Here is a 16,551-nt window from a genome sequence, read left to right as displayed (position 1 = left end):
AGGATCTCAACTGTTTCTGCCGAGCTGCCTGATCCAGGCGCGGGTGTCGGCGGGATCGATGACATCGTCCAGTTCGAACGTGGTCGCCGCCATCAGCGCCTTGCCCTGTGCGTAGGCCAGTTCCACGAACTGACCGAACAGAGTTTCCCGAGCCTCCGGGTCTTCGACGGATTCGAGTTCCTTACGGAAACCGAGGCGTACGGCACCTTCCAGACCCATCGGCCCGATCTCGCCGGTCGGCCACGCCACCGTGAACTCGGGTGCGTGGAAGGAACCACCGGCCATCGCCATGGCGCCCAACCCGTAACCCTTGCGCAGGATGATCGTTCCGAACGGCACCGTGAGGCGAGCACCGGCAACGAAGAATCTGCCGAACCTTCGGACCGTCGCCTCCTCCTCCGAGTCCGGGCCCACCATGAATCCCGGTGTGTCGCAAAGGGTCACCAGAGGAATGCGGTGCGCTTCCAGCAGCTCCAGGAAATCCGAAGCCTTGTCCGAGGCTTCCGCGTCGATCGCTCCGCCGAGATGCTCGCTGCTGTTCGCCAGCACACCGTACGGAACTCCTTCGACACGAACGAGTGCCGTCACTACACCGCGACCGTAATCTCGACGCAGTTCCAGGACGCTGTCGACGTCCGCGATCGCCTCGATCGCTCCACGAACGTCGTACGAGCGCAGGCGATTCTCCGGGACCACGTGCCGGGAGAGCCGCGGATCCGGAGCCGTCCACTCTCCGCTCGCACCCTGGAAATAACCGAGGTACTGCTTGGCCAGCGCCACCGCATGAGCGTCGTCGTCAGCCACCAGGTGTACGACGCCGTTACGGCGCTGCACGTCGATGGGGCCGATGTCCTCGGGGCGGAAGTTTCCGAGCCCGCCGCCCTCGACCATGGCAGGGCCGCCCATGCCGATGTTGGCGTCGGGCGTCGCGATCAGTACGTCGCAGGCGCCGGCCAGGGCCGCGTTGCCCGCGAAGCAGCGGCCGGACACGACAGCGACCATGGGTACGCGGCCGCTCAGCGCCGCCATGGCACGGAAGGTTCCCAGTTCCAGGCCCGCTCCCGCCCCTGCATCGGTGTCACCGGGGCGACCACCGCCGCCTTCCGCGAACAGCACTACCGGAACTCGCTTGCGATCGGCGATCTCGAGCAGGCGGTCGGTCTTGGCGTGATTGCGCATGCCCTGGGTACCGGCGAGCACCGAGTAGTCGTACGAGATCACGACGCTCTCGCCGCCGCTGATGGTCGCCACTCCGCCGATCAGACCGTCAGCAGGAGTGTTGGCGATCAAGTCTTCCTCGCTTCGCCGACTGCGCTGCGCAGCCAGTGCGAGAGCGCCGTACTCGACCAGGCTGTCGTCGTCGACCAGGTCGTAGACGTTCTCGCGAGCAGTCCGCCGCCCCAGCTTGTGGCGCTTCGCCACTGCCGCGGGCCGCGCCGCGTCCAGGGTCACCTCGTGGCGAGCGATGATCTCCGCCAGATCGGGACGTACGTCGTCGAGGTCCACCTCGTCGACCTCGGCGAGCTTCGATCCCGCGCTCGCGCTACGGACGACGAGCAACGGTTCGCCCGCACTCACCGATCTCCCCGGCGACGACAGAACCCGGACCACTTCGAGGTCACCGGGCGCCGAGAGAACATGCTGCATTTTCATCGCTTCGAGGACGGCAACCTGGCCACCCGCATGGACGCCGTCACCGACTGCGGCAAGTTCGACGACGATTCCCGCCATCTGCGCACGAACCACGTCCTCGTCCGGCGCGATGTCCACACTCGCGGAGGGTGTTTGTGGGTCCGCTTCGGGAACGAGCTCCGCCAATCGAGAACCCAACCAGTCGACGTCGACCAGGCCGTCGCGGAAGTCCTTGTCCGACAGTATTGCCTGCAGGAATTCGAGGTTGGTCGCCACGCCGTCGATAGTGAACTCACTCAAAGCAGCAATCGACTTGCGCACAGCGGCAGGAAAATCCGATCGACGCGTGTGGGTGACGACCTTCGCCAGCAGCGAATCGTAACGCGCACTCGGCGAGAGTCCGACCGTACCGAAGGTGTCCACTCGCACGCCGGGTCCGCCCGGAGGAGTGAAGTTGTCGAGCGTGCCGGAGGACGGCAGCGCATTGCCGTCCGGCGTCATGGTTTCCATGTTGACGCGGGCCTGTATCGCAATCCCCGAAGCGTTTGCCACGGATCCGACTGTCTCCGATACCTTCTCGACAGCAGTGATTCCGGTTGGCAGGTCCAGGTCCTCGAACGGAACCCCGTCCGCGATCGCGAGTTGCACGGCGACGAGGTCGATTCCGGTGACCTCCTCGGTCACCGTGTGCTCCACCTGAATTCGGGGATTGACTTCGAGGAAGACGAATCCGCGTTCCTCGACCAGGAACTCGACCGTCGCGATGCCTCGGTAGCCGACCTCGGCGCACAGCCGCGCGGCCGCAGCGTGAAGACGCTCGCGCAGGGCCCCCGACAGCCCCTGCGCGGGCGCAACCTCGATCAACTTCTGGTGCCGACGTTGGACGCTGCAATCACGGTCACCCAGAGCGAGCGCGTGGGTTCCGCCTTGCCCCGGCCCCGCCACGATCTGCACTTCGATGTGCCGAGCGTGCTCACTGAGTACCTCGGCGAACAGTGCCGAACTGCCGAATCCCGACTGGGCTTCGGCCGCACACACACGGTACGCGTCGTCGAGCGCTTTCGGGTCGCGCACCGCGCGCATACCGCGGCCACCGCCGCCGCTGAGCGCCTTGATCATGATGCCGCGGGAGTTGCGCTCGAAGAATTCACGCACCTCGTCGAGGTCGGCGTTCGCCGATGTCGACGGCAGGACCGGTACGCCGGAGTCGACAGCCGCAGTGCGAGCACTGGCCTTGTCGCCGAAAGTCCGGAGAACCTGGGCGTCCGGGCCGACGAAGACGATGCCCGCCTCGGTGCACGCCTGCGCGAATTCGGCATTCTCACTGAGGAATCCGTAGCCCGGGTGCACGTGCGTGGCGCCCGTTTCGGCCGCGATCTTCAGCAGTGCGCTCTGATCGAGATACGCGGATGCGCCCGAAGCTCCGAGCGGCACCGACTCCGTGGCCGCCGCGACGTGCGGACTGGACGCGTCGTCCTCGGCGTAAACCGACACCGTTTCGATCCCGAGTTCACGGGCAGTTCGAATGATCCGCAGCGCAATTTCGCCGCGGTTCGCAATCAGCAGTCTCACTTTTCCCCCTGAGTGCGCTCGAACAGATCGCCCTTGCGCACCTTTCCTGTTGCAGTCATCGGAAGCGCCTCGAGCACTTCCACTTCGGGCACCTTGTACGTAGCCATGTTCTCCTTGGCCCACGAGACGATCTCGTCGGCCGCGGTGTCGGAACCCTCGACCAGCTGGACAAACGCAAAAGCCACCTGCCCCTTGTCCTGGTCCGGTTTCGGTACCACCGCAGCCTTTTCGATCGCGGGATGCAGCATCAGCAGCGCTTCCACCTCGGAGGGGAAGACACTCATGCCGTTGGTCTTGATCATTTCCTTGTTTCGCGCCAGGTAGTGCAAACCACCACGCTCACTGAACTTTCCGACATCGCCGGTCTGCAACCAGCCGTCACGGATGGCGTCGGCGGTGGCAGCCTCGTTGCGGTAGTACGCGGAAAGGATCGACGGACTGCGCACGATGATCTGTCCGTGCTCACCGACGGGAACCGGCCTGCCGTCGTGATCGACGATCAGAACGTCGGTACCGGGCACCGGAATTCCGCAGAACACCGGCTCGCTTTTCAGGTCGTAGTCGCCGTCCTGGAAACCGAGGGTGATCGTGTCCGCGGTGTGGGTTTCGGTCATGCCGTAGCTCGCTTCGCGCAGAACACCGCCGGTAGCCTCGCGCCACCGCTGGCGCGTGGCCGGATCGAGTTTGAGAACAAACGAGACTGCCATGGCGTTCTGGAGTGTCGAGAGATTTCGCTCCGAGAACCCTGATGTGTCCATCAGTTCGACGTAATTGTCGACGGTTCCGACCAGCGAGGTCACACCGTAGGTCTCGACCGCGTCGAGCGTGGTCTCCGCATCCCAACGATTCAGCAGGACAACGGTTCCGCCGTTGACGAGCGGAACCAGAATGCCGAAGTCCTCACCCGCGATCCAGAAGATCGGCAGAAACACCAGGGATACCGGCGGATTGGCACCCACCTGGTCACCACCGGCAAGCGTCGCGGTGGCCGCGGTGTAAACCATGTGGCGCTGAGTGTGCTCACAGCCCTTGGGCATTCCCGTCGTTCCGCCCGTGTAGTTCAGGGCGGCGAGGGAATCGAGTTCGGTGGCAACGGGAGTCGCCCGCTCACTGGTGATGATCGACTGCCAGTCGCTCAGGCGCGGATCGTCGACCTCGAAGGGCAGTTCGACGGTGGGGATCGCAGTCAGCATGTCCGATACTGCGGTCTTCGCGACGTGTTCGAGTGAAGTCTGTGAGCGAACCTTCTTCACCAGCTTCGAGAAAGTGTTCTGCGTCAGTAGGACCTTGACGCCGGCATCGTTGAGTTCGTGAATCAATTCGTGTTCACGGAAGAGCGGATTGATGGGCACGTGAACCGCACCGACCTTGAGAATGCCGAGCATCGCGATGTGGAACTGCGGGCAGTTGACCAAGTGAACGCCGACACGATCACCTCGTTCGACTCCGAGTGAAAGCAGCCATCCGGCAAAACGATCCGAAAGCTCGTCGTACTCGGCGTACGTGATGACGCGGCCGTAGAAGACGATTGCGGGAGTATCCGGCCGCTCGAGCGCCCAATGCCGCAAGTAGTCGACAAGTCCCCCGCCTTCGAGCGGATACTCGACGGCGCGGGGAATCCCGGCGGGCCAATGCGCCTGCTGCAGCGCAGTGATTTCCGCCAGAGCCGCTTCGAGCACGTCTTGTTCTGCCACCGATCACTCCATTCGTAAAAGAAATCTATTTCGACTCTTCGAACCCGATCAACCGTTCGGACATCGTCGTCATATCTGCAATGAACTGTTTCTGCTCTTCGACACTCGCCTTACTCAGTCGTGCTCCACCGGCCATCTGTGCGTCCGAGATCATCTGAACGAGCACCGGGGGCGAAACGCAGGGATCTACATCGTGAACCTGTCGAATACGTTCGACGAAGCGTACGTAGCGGCTCACGAGCTTTTCGCGAACTGCTGACCAACTGCGCTCGACCTCGGAATCCACCCGCGCCCGGTGCTCGATCACCGCGAGCAGGTCCCCGTAGGTGTACACGGCCGTGATGAACGCCGACGTGGTCGTTCTGAGAACTTCGCGTAGATCCTCGGCCGCTGGCCCCTCCATGTGCTGGGCGTCGAGAAACCGTCGGCACATCATTTCCGCGACGGCACGAAGGACCTCGTCCTTCGACGAGAAGTACGCGTAGAAGGTCGCTCGGGACACATCGGCCCTGGTGGTGATGGTCTCGACGGTCACGGCGTCGTATCCGAGTTCGCCGAAACAGAGGGCAGCGGTGTCGAGCAGGCCCGCCCGACGTGGACCGTCCCCGAGCTTGCGGGCTGTCCGCGCTCGCTCCTGCGTTTCGCTGGTGGTCACCGTCACAGTGTGTGTTGACGTTGACGTCAATGTCAAGAATCGCGGGACCGACACCTCACTTCGGCCTTTTGTTCGGGTCACCCTTTCACGGCACATATATCGGGTGTAAGACTCTGCTCTAATGTTTTCCGCCTTTCCCAGAAGGAGTCAGTTCCGTGCCGGAAGAATTCGCGTCACCCTCGTATTCCACAATCAAGGAAACAGTGGCGGGTTTGATGCCGGCACTGGAGTCGGAACTCGTCGAACTTGTTCGTATCCCGTCGATAGCAACCGAGGGTTTCCCCAGCGAACCCCTGTTCGAGGCTCACGACCTGATCGTTTCTCTACTGGAGAAGGCCGGAGTCACGAAGATAGAGAAACTCGAAATAACAGGTAAAACTGCGCCCGTCATCATCGCAACAGTTCCCGGCCCAGAGGGAGCCCCGACCGTACTGATGTATTCGCATTACGACGTCGTTCCTGCCGACGACGTCGAACTCTGGGAATCTCCCCCTTTCGAACCGACCAAGCGTGACGGCGCGATATACGGCCGCGGCACTGCAGATTCGAAGGCAAATGTCATCGGCATGATCGGCGCACTTCGCGTATTCGACGGAAAGCCGCCGGTGACCGTCAAGCTCGTCATCGAGGGCCAGGAAGAATTCGGCAGCCCCTTCGACAACTATCCGCCGGAGGCCCCCGAATTGTTTGCGGCCGACGCAATGGTCATCGCCGATGTCGGCAGTGTTCGCCCCGGCTCACCGACCTTGACCGTCGCATTGCGCGGATCTGCCCAGGTGATCGTCGAACTGACCACTCTCGGCGCCGACAAGCACAACGGCCTTTACGGCGGCGCTGCACCCGACGCCCGCCTCGCGCTCATCCGCGCACTGGCGTCCCTGCATGACGATAACGGTGACGTGGCGGTCGACGGCCTCCTCCGCGAACCGTGGACCGGCAGTTCGTACACCGAGGAAGAGTTCCGCACCCTCGCCGAGATCCGCGACGGGCTCCCACTGCTCGGAACGGGCGGCATCGGCGAACGCATCTGGTCGGGCCCGGCAATCACCGTGACCGGTATCGACGCTCCCCCGGTGGACGGCGCCGTCAATGCTGTCGCCAGCACTGCCCGCGCTGTGGTCAATCTGCGCGTGCACCCACGCCAGCCGGCAGCGGACGCGCAAGCTGCGCTGATGCGGCATCTGGAAGCCCTGCGCCCCTTCGGTTTACAACTGACAGTCACCGCAGGAGAAACCGGCGACGGATTCGCGGCAGCCGAAGGCGGACCGGCCTTCGACGCGGCACTGTCGGCGCTCTCGCAGTCGTGGGGTGAGCCGGCCGGGCTGATGGCAGGCGGCGGCTCGATCCCCCTCGTCATGGCCTTGGATACAGCAGTGCCGACCGCCGAGAAGTTGTTGTTCGGCGCCACCGACGGCTACGCGAACATCCACGGCCCCAACGAACGCGTCCTGCTCGACGAGCTCGAGAAGGCCGTCGTCGCCAAGGCACTGTTCTTCCAGGAATACGCACACACCTTCGAGGGGAAGAAATGAGCACCGAGACCGACACGGGATCCGCACCTACTCCGGCCAAGAAGAAGTTCGAGTTTCCCGGTGCGGTCACGATGCTCGCGATCGTCACCGTCCTGGTCTGGGTTGCAGCACTGTTCATTCCGGCCGGACGCTTCGGCGTCGACGTGGACGGCTCACCCGTTCCCGGCAGCTTCGAGACCGTCACGTCTCCGCTCTCGTTCTGGGAACGAATCCAGCAACTGATCCTCTCTCCCGTGAACGGCCTGTACGGCGTACAGGATTCGATCACCGGGTTCGTCGACACCGACAACATCGGACGGCTCTTCGGTTCGGTCGGCGTAGTCCTCTTCATCATGGCGCTCGGCGCCTTCATCTCCGTCAGTTTTGCCACACGCAGCCTGGAAACCGCTGTCTCCCAACTTGCTACCAAGCTCAGCGACAAGGGCTGGCTGCTCATCACCGTCATCATGGTGCTGTTTTCACTGCTCGGTTCGACGATGGGCTTCTCGGTCGAGACCTTCGGCTTCTACGCCTTGCTCATACCGCTGATGACGGCACTGGGCTATGACCGCATGGTCGCGGCCACCATGATCATCCTCGGCGCACTGGTCGGAAACATGGCGTCGACGGTCAACCCGTTCTCGATCGGCGTCGCCTCCGGCGAAGCAGGTGTCTCCATCGGTGACGGCATCGTGCTGCGCGTGATCCTGTGGATCGTATTGACCGCAGTGGCAGTGGTATTCGTTCTCCGCTACGCCGCAAAGGTGAAGAAAGATCCGTCCAAGTCGCTTGTCGGTTTCGACATCGAGGACGACGAAGACGAGGAACCGGCCGAGCCGGTGGACATCGACGGCAAGCTCACCGGAACTCAGAAGCTGGTACTGCTCATCACCGGACTCACCTTCGGACTGATGATCTTCTCCGTCATCCCCTGGTCGAGCATCTTCGGCGCCACCACCGGACCCGCCGAGTACGACGCGTACCACGTCACGGCAACCGAGCCCTACTGGTTCGAGTTGAACTGGTGGTTCCCACAATTGGCGATGTTGTTCATCCTCGCCGCCGTTCTCGTCGGCATAGTCGCGAAGATGGGTGAGAAGAAGATCGTCTCCCTGATCACGCGTGGAGCCGGCGACATGGTCGGCCCGGCGATCGTCATCCTGCTCGCTCGCGGCGTCTCGGTGATCATGACCAACACCGAAACCCTCGACACCATCCTCAACGCGATGGAGCAATTGGTCAGCGGCGCTTCGGCCGGAGTCTTCGCCATTCTCGTGATGCTCGTCAACATCCCGTTGGCGTTCCTGATCCCGTCCAGTTCCGGTCACGCCACCCTGGCGATGCCGCTGCTCGCCCCGCTGGGCGACTTCGCCGGAGTCAGCCGCGCACTCGTCATCACCGCCTTCCAGATGGGCCACGGCCTCATGCTGATGGTCGCCCCGACCAACGTCGTCGTTGTCGGCGGGCTGGCCATGGCGAAGGTCGGCTACGACAAGTTCCTGCGCTTCGTCTGGCCACTGCTGCTGATCAACTTCGTGATCGTTGTCGTGGTGATCGGCGCGGCAGCGGTATTCGAGTAGTTCAGGCGTGGTGGGCCTCGCGTGCCGCCGTCTCCAGACGGTCGTTGTACTCGGCCCACCACGCCTCATCACCGGGAGCCAGATTGTTGTCGCCCGCCTTCATCCCCGCGGCGCCGTCGATCAGCTCCCGCACGATGTCCGCGTGGCCGGCGTGCCGATGGATCTCGGTGACAACGTGAACGAGTATCCGGTGCAATGTGACGTCGCGACGATCCTCCGGCCAGTGCTTCACGAAGCCGGGGGCGTCCAGATCGTGCTGCTCGATCGTGGCGTCGGCGAAAGCCCAGGTGCGGCGATAGGTTTCGACGATTTCGGCACTGGACTCATTGGCGCGGGCCCACATGTCGACGTTGAGTTCCTCCGAACGCAACCACGCGGGTAGATCGGGAACCCGACGGCCGAACGTCGGACCGAAATACCCGAGCTCGACGCCGATCATGTGTTTGACCAGTCCCAACAAGTTGGTCCCTGTCCGGGTCATCGGACGCCGAATGTCATACTCCGACAGCCCGTCGAGCTTCCAGACGAGCGCGTCACGTGCTGCCTGCAGGTACCGCTGGAGATCTTCCTTTTCCGAGTTGGTGGTCATGAAACCAACCTAAACCGAGTGGAGCAGACATTGACAGCGGTGGAGGATCTGACCGAGGTTGCATCCCGGGCCGTCGCCGCCGAGCGTGACGCCCGGTCGGTGCGCTGGCACAACCCGGCAGCCGTCCGCAAGGCTGCCGCGTCCGTGCGTGATTCGCTCGACGACGAACGATCAGCGCTGAGCCGACCGTCGTACAGCGGGTTGTCGCCGTCGCCGCACATGGCTCGCCAACTCGAACTGATCACGACGTTGCAGCCGCCACTGCCCGCCGACGCCGGCATCAGCACCGCCGCGCAGGCCGAGGCCGACGCCGTTGCCGCCGTGACCACCGCACGGATAGCCTTGCGCGCCGCCCACCTTGCGGTTCTCGAAGCACGCGTCGCCGCGCTCGATGCCGGTGACACCGATATCGTCGCCGCCGCGATCCGCGGTTACGTCCCGCTGAACTCGGGCAACCCCGTCGTCCGGCACGTGCAGGATCTCGGCTCCCGGATCCGTGAGGAAGCACGGCACGTCGTGAGTGGCAAGCCTCGGTCGATCGCTTTTCGGCTGGGGCTGAGCCTCGGAATGGGCTTGGCATACCTGGCATTCATTCGCCTCTTCCATTGGGACGCCAAGGAAGATCGACTGCCTTACCTTGCGCTGTACGCACTCTCGGGTGTGGTCGGAAGCGTCGTGTGCACCAATGCGCTCAGCTTCGACGCCGGCCGCGTCCGCGCTGCTTTGTCCGGCGGAACCAGGCTCTGGCACGTCCTCGTCGCGAAGAATGCGATGATGCTGCTTCTCGTCGGCAGCGCCGGGTTCCTGCTCAGTGCCATCCTCGCGTGGCGCTCCGGAAGCAGTGCTGATCTGGTGAAGGCGTGCGGTCAGGTACTGACCATGATCCTGCTGTGGCTCGGCGTCGCCAACGTGATGTCCGTGGCCTTGCCGCTGCGGGCCGAACCGATGACGGCGAGGCGCCACGACGGCACGTGGAAGCAGTTCCTGCTGTCTTTCGTCATCTCGTACGGTGTCGGACTGATCGTCAATCTGATGCTCTACTGGCGAGTCTGGGCGAAGACGACGCTGCTCGAGCAGATGGGCGGTCCGTGGATTCCGGTCCTGTTGCTCCTCGCGAGCGCGGCCGCGACGTGGCTGTTGCTGACCGTCCTGGCCGTACTCCTGGCCGAGCAACCACGCTTCCGGCGAGGCTTGCAACGGGAGATGGTGGTCTACCGCGAAAAAACCAACCACCCGCAGGCGACCATTCAGCACAATTCCGGCTAATGTAACCGTGCGTGGCTGATCCGGGCACGTCGCGAGTACACGCAGTGTCGAGGAAGGCGTGACCCATCATGTCCGTAAAGCCTGGCGCAGCCGATACGTCGGCCGCCGTAACCACCGCCTCCTGGCTACCACTGATCGTGGTGGTCCTCACGCAGATTCAGGCGTCGTTCGCCGTCAATGCGCTGACCGTCTCGATGGCCGGAATCACCACCGATCTCGACACTCCTGCAACAAGTGTCGGCACCGCGATCACCGCGGGTACCTTTGCCATGGCTGCCTTCATTCTGCTGGGCGCCAAGATCGGCGCCCGCTACGGCACGCGTTTGGTCTTCCAGATTGCCGTCGCGATTCACGGTCTCGCGATGGCTGCGGTCGCTCTGAGCCAGAGCCCGGCAATGCTGTTCGTGGCGCAAGCCGCGTCCGGCGCCGTGATCGCTCTCATCGCCCCCGCGTTGACGGTTTTCATCGCCACGAACTTCAGTGGCGATCAGCAGGCAAAGGCCATCGGTTACCTGGCAGCAGCAATCCCAGCAGCCGGTGTGCTGGCACTACTCATCGCCGGTTCCTTCGCGACGACCATCGGGTGGCGTTACTCCTTCGCCCTCGTCGTGGCGCTCGCCGTGGTCAACCTGGTCCTGAGTTTCCGTGTCAAACCTGTTCCCCCGCAGAAGGACATCACCATCGATTGGGCCGGGGCCGCACTGGCTGCCGTTGCCGTCATCCTGCTCAGCTTCGGTTTCAGCGGCCTGAACTCGTGGGGCGTCATCCTGGCCACCGACGCTGCGCCGTTCTCGGTCATCGGTGTTTCACCCGCGGCCATCCTGATAGTCCTCGGCACCATCTGCGCGCAGGGATTCTTCCAGTGGACGCGAAGCCGCAAGGCGCAGAACAAGCCTCAGCTCTTCAACCTCGACGTCCTCAAGACCGGCGCCGAGCGCGCCACCACGATTTGCATGGCGACGATGATGTTCGTGGGAACCGCGGCCAACTTCCTCATTCCGCTGTACATGCAGATCATCCAGGGCCGCAGCAGCTTGCAGACGTCGTTCTCGATCATCCCGTACACACTCTCGATCTTCATCGCGAGCACCGTCGTCGCGCGCCTGTACAAGACGTACTCCCCGCGTCTGATCGCACGAGCCGGGTTCGTCGTTGTTGCCGCTGGACTCATCCTGTTGGCCTTCACCATTCGTGGTGACTGGCATCAGATCTTTGTTGTCATCGGCCTGATCACCCTCGGCCTCGGGCAGGGCGCCATCGTTGCGCTGGTGTTCAACACCCTCCTCACCGCAGCTCCCAAGGAACTGGCCGGTGACGTCGGCGCCTGGCGAGGACTGGTACACAACATGTCCGGCAGTGTCGGCATCGCGGTGGCCAGCGTGTTCGCCGTCGGAATCCTGGGTACCCTCGTCAGCTCGCAACTGATCGACAACCCCACCATCCCGGCATCGCTCAAGGTCGAGTCAGGGATCAATCTCGACCAGGTCAACTTCGTCCCCAACGATCAACTCGTCGTGACGCTCGAAAACACCTCCGCGACACAGGCACAGATCGACGAAGCCATCCGGATCAACACCGAAGCGCGCCTGCGCGCACTGCGAACCTCGCTCCTCGTACTCGCCGGGCTCTCTCTGCTCGCCATCATTCCGGCCGGGCGCATGCCCAACGAAGTACCTGCTCTGGAAGAACCGCAACCCACGAAGGGCAAGAAGTAACCGATGTCCAACCAAGACCAATTCGGTCCGATCGAATACGTTGCCGTCGAGTTTCCCGGCAGTGCACCGACCTCCGCGGGATTCGAGCAGCTGCTCGCTCTCGTGGACTCCGGAGTGATCCGCATCCTCGACCTCGAGTTCGTCACCAAAGCCGCCGACGGATCGGTATCCGTCGTACCGGCGTCCACCTTCGAACTCGTAGATTTCGATCTGGCGCAGTTCGACGGCGCTGCCTCCGGACTGCTCGACGTCGGCGACATCGCTGCCGTTGGTGACGAGTTGGCCGCCGGAAGTGTTGCCGCCGTACTCGTCTACGAGGAGCTGGCCATACTGCCGGTCATCGAGGCCTGGACCCGCAGCGGCGCAAAGGTTGTCACCGAAGGTCACCTGAGCTTGGACGAACTGGCTGCTGCACTGGACAACACCGCACCGGATACCACGGAGAAGGACGCATGAGTTTCTTGAGGCGAGCCGGCCGGGTAGCCGTCGCAAGCTCCATTCACGGCAATGTTCAGCGCCGTCAGCGGACCCGTTGGGCCGCCGAAGATCAGGCCCGCGCAGCGCAGGTCCAGCCGGTGCCGCCGATTCCCGATCTACCGCCCCTCCCGCCGCAGGCAGCTCCGGCAGAATCGGAAATGTCGATGGACGCGAAGCTCGAACAGCTCACCAAGCTGGGCGAACTCAAGAATGCCGGCGTATTGACGGAGGCCGAGTTCGAGACCCAGAAGGCGCGCATCCTCGGCTGAACTAGCTGGGCCGCCCGAGTGCAAAAGCCATGACGGGAAGCTGCGTCGTCGCGAGATTCAACAGAGATGCCACTCGCGCATCCGTGAATCCTGCGATGGCGCAGCCCACAAGTCCCATCGCCTCGGTCACAAGGTACAGATTCTGAACCAGCACACCGGCATCCACGTGCATCGTGCGGTAGTGCCGCATCGCGTACTTCTCGAGCGGCGCTTCCACGTTCGCGACGACAAACAGAAGAACCGGGAACACGTCGACGAACTCGGGCTGGAGAAGGCTCGCTCGAAGGTTTCCTTGTACGTCACCCGGCCGGACGGCCTCAGCACGGCCTTCCTGGATGTACCGGTACACCCCGGCGCCAAGCGAGTGTCCGGGATGGCTGACAACAAACGACAGCGTCAGTTCGCGCATCCCACCGGCCGTCGGGCTGCTGACCAGACTGTGGTGCAGCACATTTGACAGCTCGCCGATTCCCAAAGCAACTTGCGCTGGGTTGTAGTGGCTCCGTCGTGCCTGCAAGATGTCCGGAAAGTCCCGGGCCGGTAGTGGCGTCGGGGCCGGTAATTCAACGAACTCAGACGTCACCGGCGGCAGGGCGGCCTCGTCGAACAGTAGCTCCGACGGAGCCACCGTCCGGTCAAGCGCAGCATGCAGCGATACGACGGCCTCGACCCGCTCGAGGGCGGTCAAGACCTCACGAACCCGGGTGCAGCAGGCGAGATACCTCGGCAGCTCCGTCGATCGACACCAACTCACCGGCGAACCACGCCTCCGGGACGGCAAAGATCGCATTCGACGTCGCGGCAGGCGTCCCGGCAAATGCGGTGCGAGCAGCCTCGAGTGTGGATTCCCGAGCCGACTCGGTGGAGTAAACGACAAGAATTGCCTGCGGCGACTTCGCGAGTATCGATTCGGTGGCTACCTGGCCGAAGTACTTCCCATCCGGAAGGTCGCTCTCGTAGAGGTTCTTTCCCCCGGCCGCCTCGAGCACGCTGCTGTAGAGGCCCCTCGCCAGAGCGTAGGACTGCCCCTCCGAAACCTGAACCATCACAGTGGGAACCGGCTCCTTCCCGGCCACGGATGCCTCGGTTTCTGCGAGCGACTTCTTGCCATCTGCCAGGAGAATTGCTGCTTCGTCACTTGTTCCGGTCAGGGCACCGAGACCGTCGATGTCGGACCAGACGTCGTCGATCCGCCCCTCGGTGACCGCCTTGTGGCAGTAGCCGCTGTTCACGAAGATCGGGATGCCGAGGTCACGCAATTCGTCCATGCTCTGCAGTCGGTCACCGTCGAACCAATATTCCCCGTCGGAGACGATCAGATCCGGACGGGCGTCGAGCAATGCTTCTTTCGCGGGAACTCCGGTGCTCAGTACCGGCACGGCCGCGAACTGATCCGCGAGTTCGGGGCTGGGAGGAGAGAGATCGGTATTCGATTGTCCGACAATGCGGTCGGCGGCACCGAGTTGAATCAGAAGCTCCGTCATCGACGGATACAGCGAGACAATCCGCTCCGCCGTCTTGGGCAACGTGACCTCGCGGTCACAATTGGTGACGGAAATCTTCTCGGACGACGACGTCGCCGAATCCGCCGTGGAGTTTCCGCATGCGGTCAGTACTGCAGTGGCGGTAACGGCCGAGCACAACAGCGCGGCAGTACGTATCGAGGATTTCAAGACACTGCTTCTTTCGTGTGTAGTAGCGGAGGGGCGAACGAGAGCAAGGGACGCCCGGTCAAGGGGTGAGTGCCGAGATGCACCTGAACCCCGAATACTTCGGACAGCAGGTCCTCGGTGAGGACCTCGGCCGTTGGTCCTGTCGCGACAACTACCCCGCCGGAGAGCAGACAGACGTAGTCGCAATATGCTGCGGCCAAGGCAAGTTCATGGATCGCGACAATCGTCGTAGTACCGAGTTCGGCGACCAATTCCATCAATTCGAGTTGAGCTCGGATGTCGAGGTGGTTGGTGGGCTCGTCCAAGACCAGCACCGAAGGTTGTTGAGCGATCGCCCGGGCCAACATCACACGCTGCTTTTCTCCGCCGGACAGTTCGGCGAAGAGTCGTGATCCGAAGCCGTGCATACCGGTTCGCGCCAGGGCGGCACTGACGATGTCCCGGTCGATTTCACCGAGTCGAGAGAATGCGCTGTGATGCGGCGTCCGGCCCGTCGCCACCACCTCGCGGACGCTGAACGAGAAGTCGGATGAATGCTCCTGCCCCACAACACCGATGATGCGTGCTGCTGATCGGGGCGAGAGATCGTCCCAAACATTCACCTCGTCCACCTTCACGATTCCGCTTCTCGGCTTCATCGAGCGATACAACGCGCGCAGGAGGGAGGACTTTCCACTACCGTTCGGCCCGACGAGTCCGACCACGCTCCCCTCGGGCGCTTCGAGATCTACGCCGGAAACCACCAGACGCCCACCTCGAACGACGTGAATCCCGCTGGCCGACAATCTCATGACTGCGCACCTCCGTCGCGTCGAAGTAACCAGAGGAAGAACGGGGCACCCAATCCGGCGGTGATGATTCCGAGCGGCAATTCGTTGGGCGCATCCAACATCCGAGCCGCAAGATCGACGATCACCAGGAAGGTTGCACCGACCAGCGCGGTTGCCGGCAGCAGCTTGCGGTGGTCGGATCCGACCAGGAGTCTTACGGCGTGCGGCACGAGTAGCCCCACGAAACCGATTCCGCCGGCAACGGATACAACAACCGCGGTCAGCAACGACGCGATCACCAGTAGTAGCAACCTGGTACGGCGCACGTCGACGCCCACCGATTGCGCGCTCTCGTCTCCCATAGCCAGCGCGTTGAGTTGGCGAGACTGCGTCAACAGCACTGCCGCACAGACGGTGATCACTGCGGCGGGCACACCGAGATCCGACCAACCTGCCCCGCTCACCGAACCGAGTAACCAGAAGAGCACTCCCGAAAGCTGACTCGGATCGGCGCGCAACTGCACAAAACTTGTTGCAGCCGAGAGCAGATAGCCGATGGCAACTCCGGCCAAGACCATGCGCAGCGGGACAAGCATTCCCTCGCGCCGACCCAGTACGAGAACCGCGATCAGGGAAACCATGGCGCCCAGGAAGGCTGCCACCGGAACACCGATCGACAGGCCGGTTCCGATGCCCGTCGTCATGATCAGCACTGCGCCGAAGGACGCTCCCGAACCGACACCCAAGATGTACGGATCGGCAATCGGATTGCGCACCAACGCTTGCAGCACTGCGCCGGCCAGTGACAACCCGGCACCCGCCAGTGCTGCGATCAGAATGCGCGGGACCCGCAGTCCCCACACGATCCGGTCGAGTAGCGGGTCGACCGGCGGCCCACCGGCGTGCGCGTACAACACCGCGAATACGTCGGCGAAGGACAGCGACGCAGCGCCCGACCACACCGCGACGGTGGAGACGGTGGCAAGAACCACGGCCGTGGCCAACAGAAACGGGACGTATCCGCGGTCGCCGACGGGATGCGCACGCGACGGGGCATCAGGTACTGCTTCGCTGGTCAGCGTCATCGCACTCCTGAAGAGGTAGGGGTTCACAGGGATGAACAGGTGGATCTAACCATAACGACAGTC

Annotated in this window: 14 protein-coding genes; 6 read left to right on the top strand and 8 right to left on the bottom strand. The window is 63.2% G+C overall.

From position 1 onward, the window contains the following. Positions 1-6 precede the first annotated feature (6 nt). The 3 genes from ABX74_RS17815 to ABX74_RS17805 are packed head-to-tail and all read right to left on the bottom strand — an operon-like array spanning position 7 to position 5,559. Positions 7-3,204, bottom strand: coding sequence for a carboxyl transferase domain-containing protein (locus tag ABX74_RS17815; protein ID WP_020905703.1), 3,198 nt, complete (start codon positions 3,202-3,204; stop codon positions 7-9). Continuing rightward, positions 3,201-4,898 carry an AMP-binding protein gene (locus tag ABX74_RS17810; protein ID WP_047889357.1) on the bottom strand — a complete coding sequence of 566 codons (1,698 nt, stop codon included), beginning with the start codon at positions 4,896-4,898 and terminating at the stop codon, positions 3,201-3,203. Before ABX74_RS17810 ends, ABX74_RS17815 begins: the two co-directional genes overlap by 4 nt. 25 nt (positions 4,899-4,923) lie before the next feature. Next, complete coding sequence (locus ABX74_RS17805; RefSeq protein WP_047889356.1) at positions 4,924-5,559, bottom strand: TetR/AcrR family transcriptional regulator; 636 nt, start codon at positions 5,557-5,559, stop codon at positions 4,924-4,926. Positions 5,560-5,708: 149 nt separating this feature from the next. Here ABX74_RS17805 and ABX74_RS17800 point away from each other — a divergent pair, with 149 nt between their 5' ends. Together ABX74_RS17800 and ABX74_RS17795 are read left to right on the top strand one after the other, a co-directional pair. Further along, positions 5,709-7,085, top strand: a complete 1,377-nt coding sequence (locus ABX74_RS17800) for a M20/M25/M40 family metallo-hydrolase (protein ID WP_082148524.1) — start codon at positions 5,709-5,711, stop codon at positions 7,083-7,085. Further along, positions 7,082-8,644: a YfcC family protein gene (locus ABX74_RS17795; RefSeq protein WP_020905699.1), complete on the top strand. Its 1,563-nt coding sequence runs from the start codon at positions 7,082-7,084 to the stop codon at positions 8,642-8,644. Before ABX74_RS17800 ends, ABX74_RS17795 begins: the two co-directional genes overlap by 4 nt. Before the next feature lies 1 nt (position 8,645). On the opposite strand, the gene ABX74_RS17790 is transcribed toward ABX74_RS17795, so the two are convergent. Continuing rightward, the gene (locus ABX74_RS17790) at positions 8,646-9,233 is read right to left on the bottom strand and encodes a DinB family protein (protein WP_047889355.1); all 588 of its coding nucleotides are present in this window, start codon (positions 9,231-9,233) and stop codon (positions 8,646-8,648) included. Between the two features lie 18 nt (positions 9,234-9,251). On the opposite strand from ABX74_RS17790, the gene ABX74_RS17785 reads away from it, so the two are divergent. The 4 genes from ABX74_RS17785 (at position 9,252) to ABX74_RS17770 (ending at position 12,960) form a co-directional block, all read left to right on the top strand. Next, positions 9,252-10,499: a hypothetical protein gene (locus ABX74_RS17785; protein WP_047889354.1), complete on the top strand. Its 1,248-nt coding sequence runs from the start codon at positions 9,252-9,254 to the stop codon at positions 10,497-10,499. A 68-nt stretch (positions 10,500-10,567) separates the two neighbouring features. Further along, a complete protein-coding gene (locus ABX74_RS17780; protein ID WP_053062044.1) occupies positions 10,568-12,214 on the top strand; it encodes an MFS transporter in 1,647 nt (548 codons plus the stop codon). A gap of 3 nt (positions 12,215-12,217) precedes the next feature. Continuing rightward, positions 12,218-12,670, top strand: a complete 453-nt coding sequence (locus ABX74_RS17775; RefSeq protein WP_047889353.1) for a DUF6325 family protein — start codon at positions 12,218-12,220, stop codon at positions 12,668-12,670. Continuing rightward, positions 12,667-12,960 carry an SHOCT domain-containing protein gene (locus ABX74_RS17770; RefSeq protein ID WP_019746316.1) on the top strand — a complete coding sequence of 98 codons (294 nt, stop codon included), beginning with the start codon at positions 12,667-12,669 and terminating at the stop codon, positions 12,958-12,960. Before ABX74_RS17775 ends, ABX74_RS17770 begins: the two co-directional genes overlap by 4 nt. A 1-nt stretch (position 12,961) precedes the next feature. On the opposite strand, the gene ABX74_RS17765 is transcribed toward ABX74_RS17770, so the two are convergent. Genes ABX74_RS17765 through ABX74_RS17750 form a run of 4 tightly spaced genes read right to left on the bottom strand, consistent with a single transcriptional unit; the run spans position 12,962 to position 16,488 of the window. Then, positions 12,962-13,648, bottom strand: a complete 687-nt coding sequence (locus tag ABX74_RS17765; RefSeq protein ID WP_047889352.1) for a SagB family peptide dehydrogenase — start codon at positions 13,646-13,648, stop codon at positions 12,962-12,964. A 4-nt stretch (positions 13,649-13,652) separates the two neighbouring features. Further along, positions 13,653-14,633, bottom strand: coding sequence for an ABC transporter substrate-binding protein (locus ABX74_RS17760; RefSeq protein WP_047889351.1), 981 nt, complete (start codon positions 14,631-14,633; stop codon positions 13,653-13,655). Beyond that, complete coding sequence (locus tag ABX74_RS17755; protein ID WP_020968054.1) at positions 14,630-15,424, bottom strand: ABC transporter ATP-binding protein; 795 nt, start codon at positions 15,422-15,424, stop codon at positions 14,630-14,632. Before ABX74_RS17755 ends, ABX74_RS17760 begins: the two co-directional genes overlap by 4 nt. Beyond that, positions 15,421-16,488, bottom strand: coding sequence for a FecCD family ABC transporter permease (locus ABX74_RS17750; protein ID WP_047889378.1), 1,068 nt, complete (start codon positions 16,486-16,488; stop codon positions 15,421-15,423). The genes ABX74_RS17755 and ABX74_RS17750 overlap by 4 nt, the downstream gene beginning before the upstream one ends. Between the last annotated feature and the right edge of the window lie 63 nt (positions 16,489-16,551).

The sequence above is a fragment of the Rhodococcus sp. ARP2 genome, from assembly GCF_001029585.1.
Lineage (GTDB): Bacteria > Actinomycetota > Actinomycetes > Mycobacteriales > Mycobacteriaceae > Rhodococcus_F > Rhodococcus_F erythropolis.
Note: the sequence above shows the minus strand (reverse complement) of the source record. Positions and strands in the feature narration are given on the sequence as shown.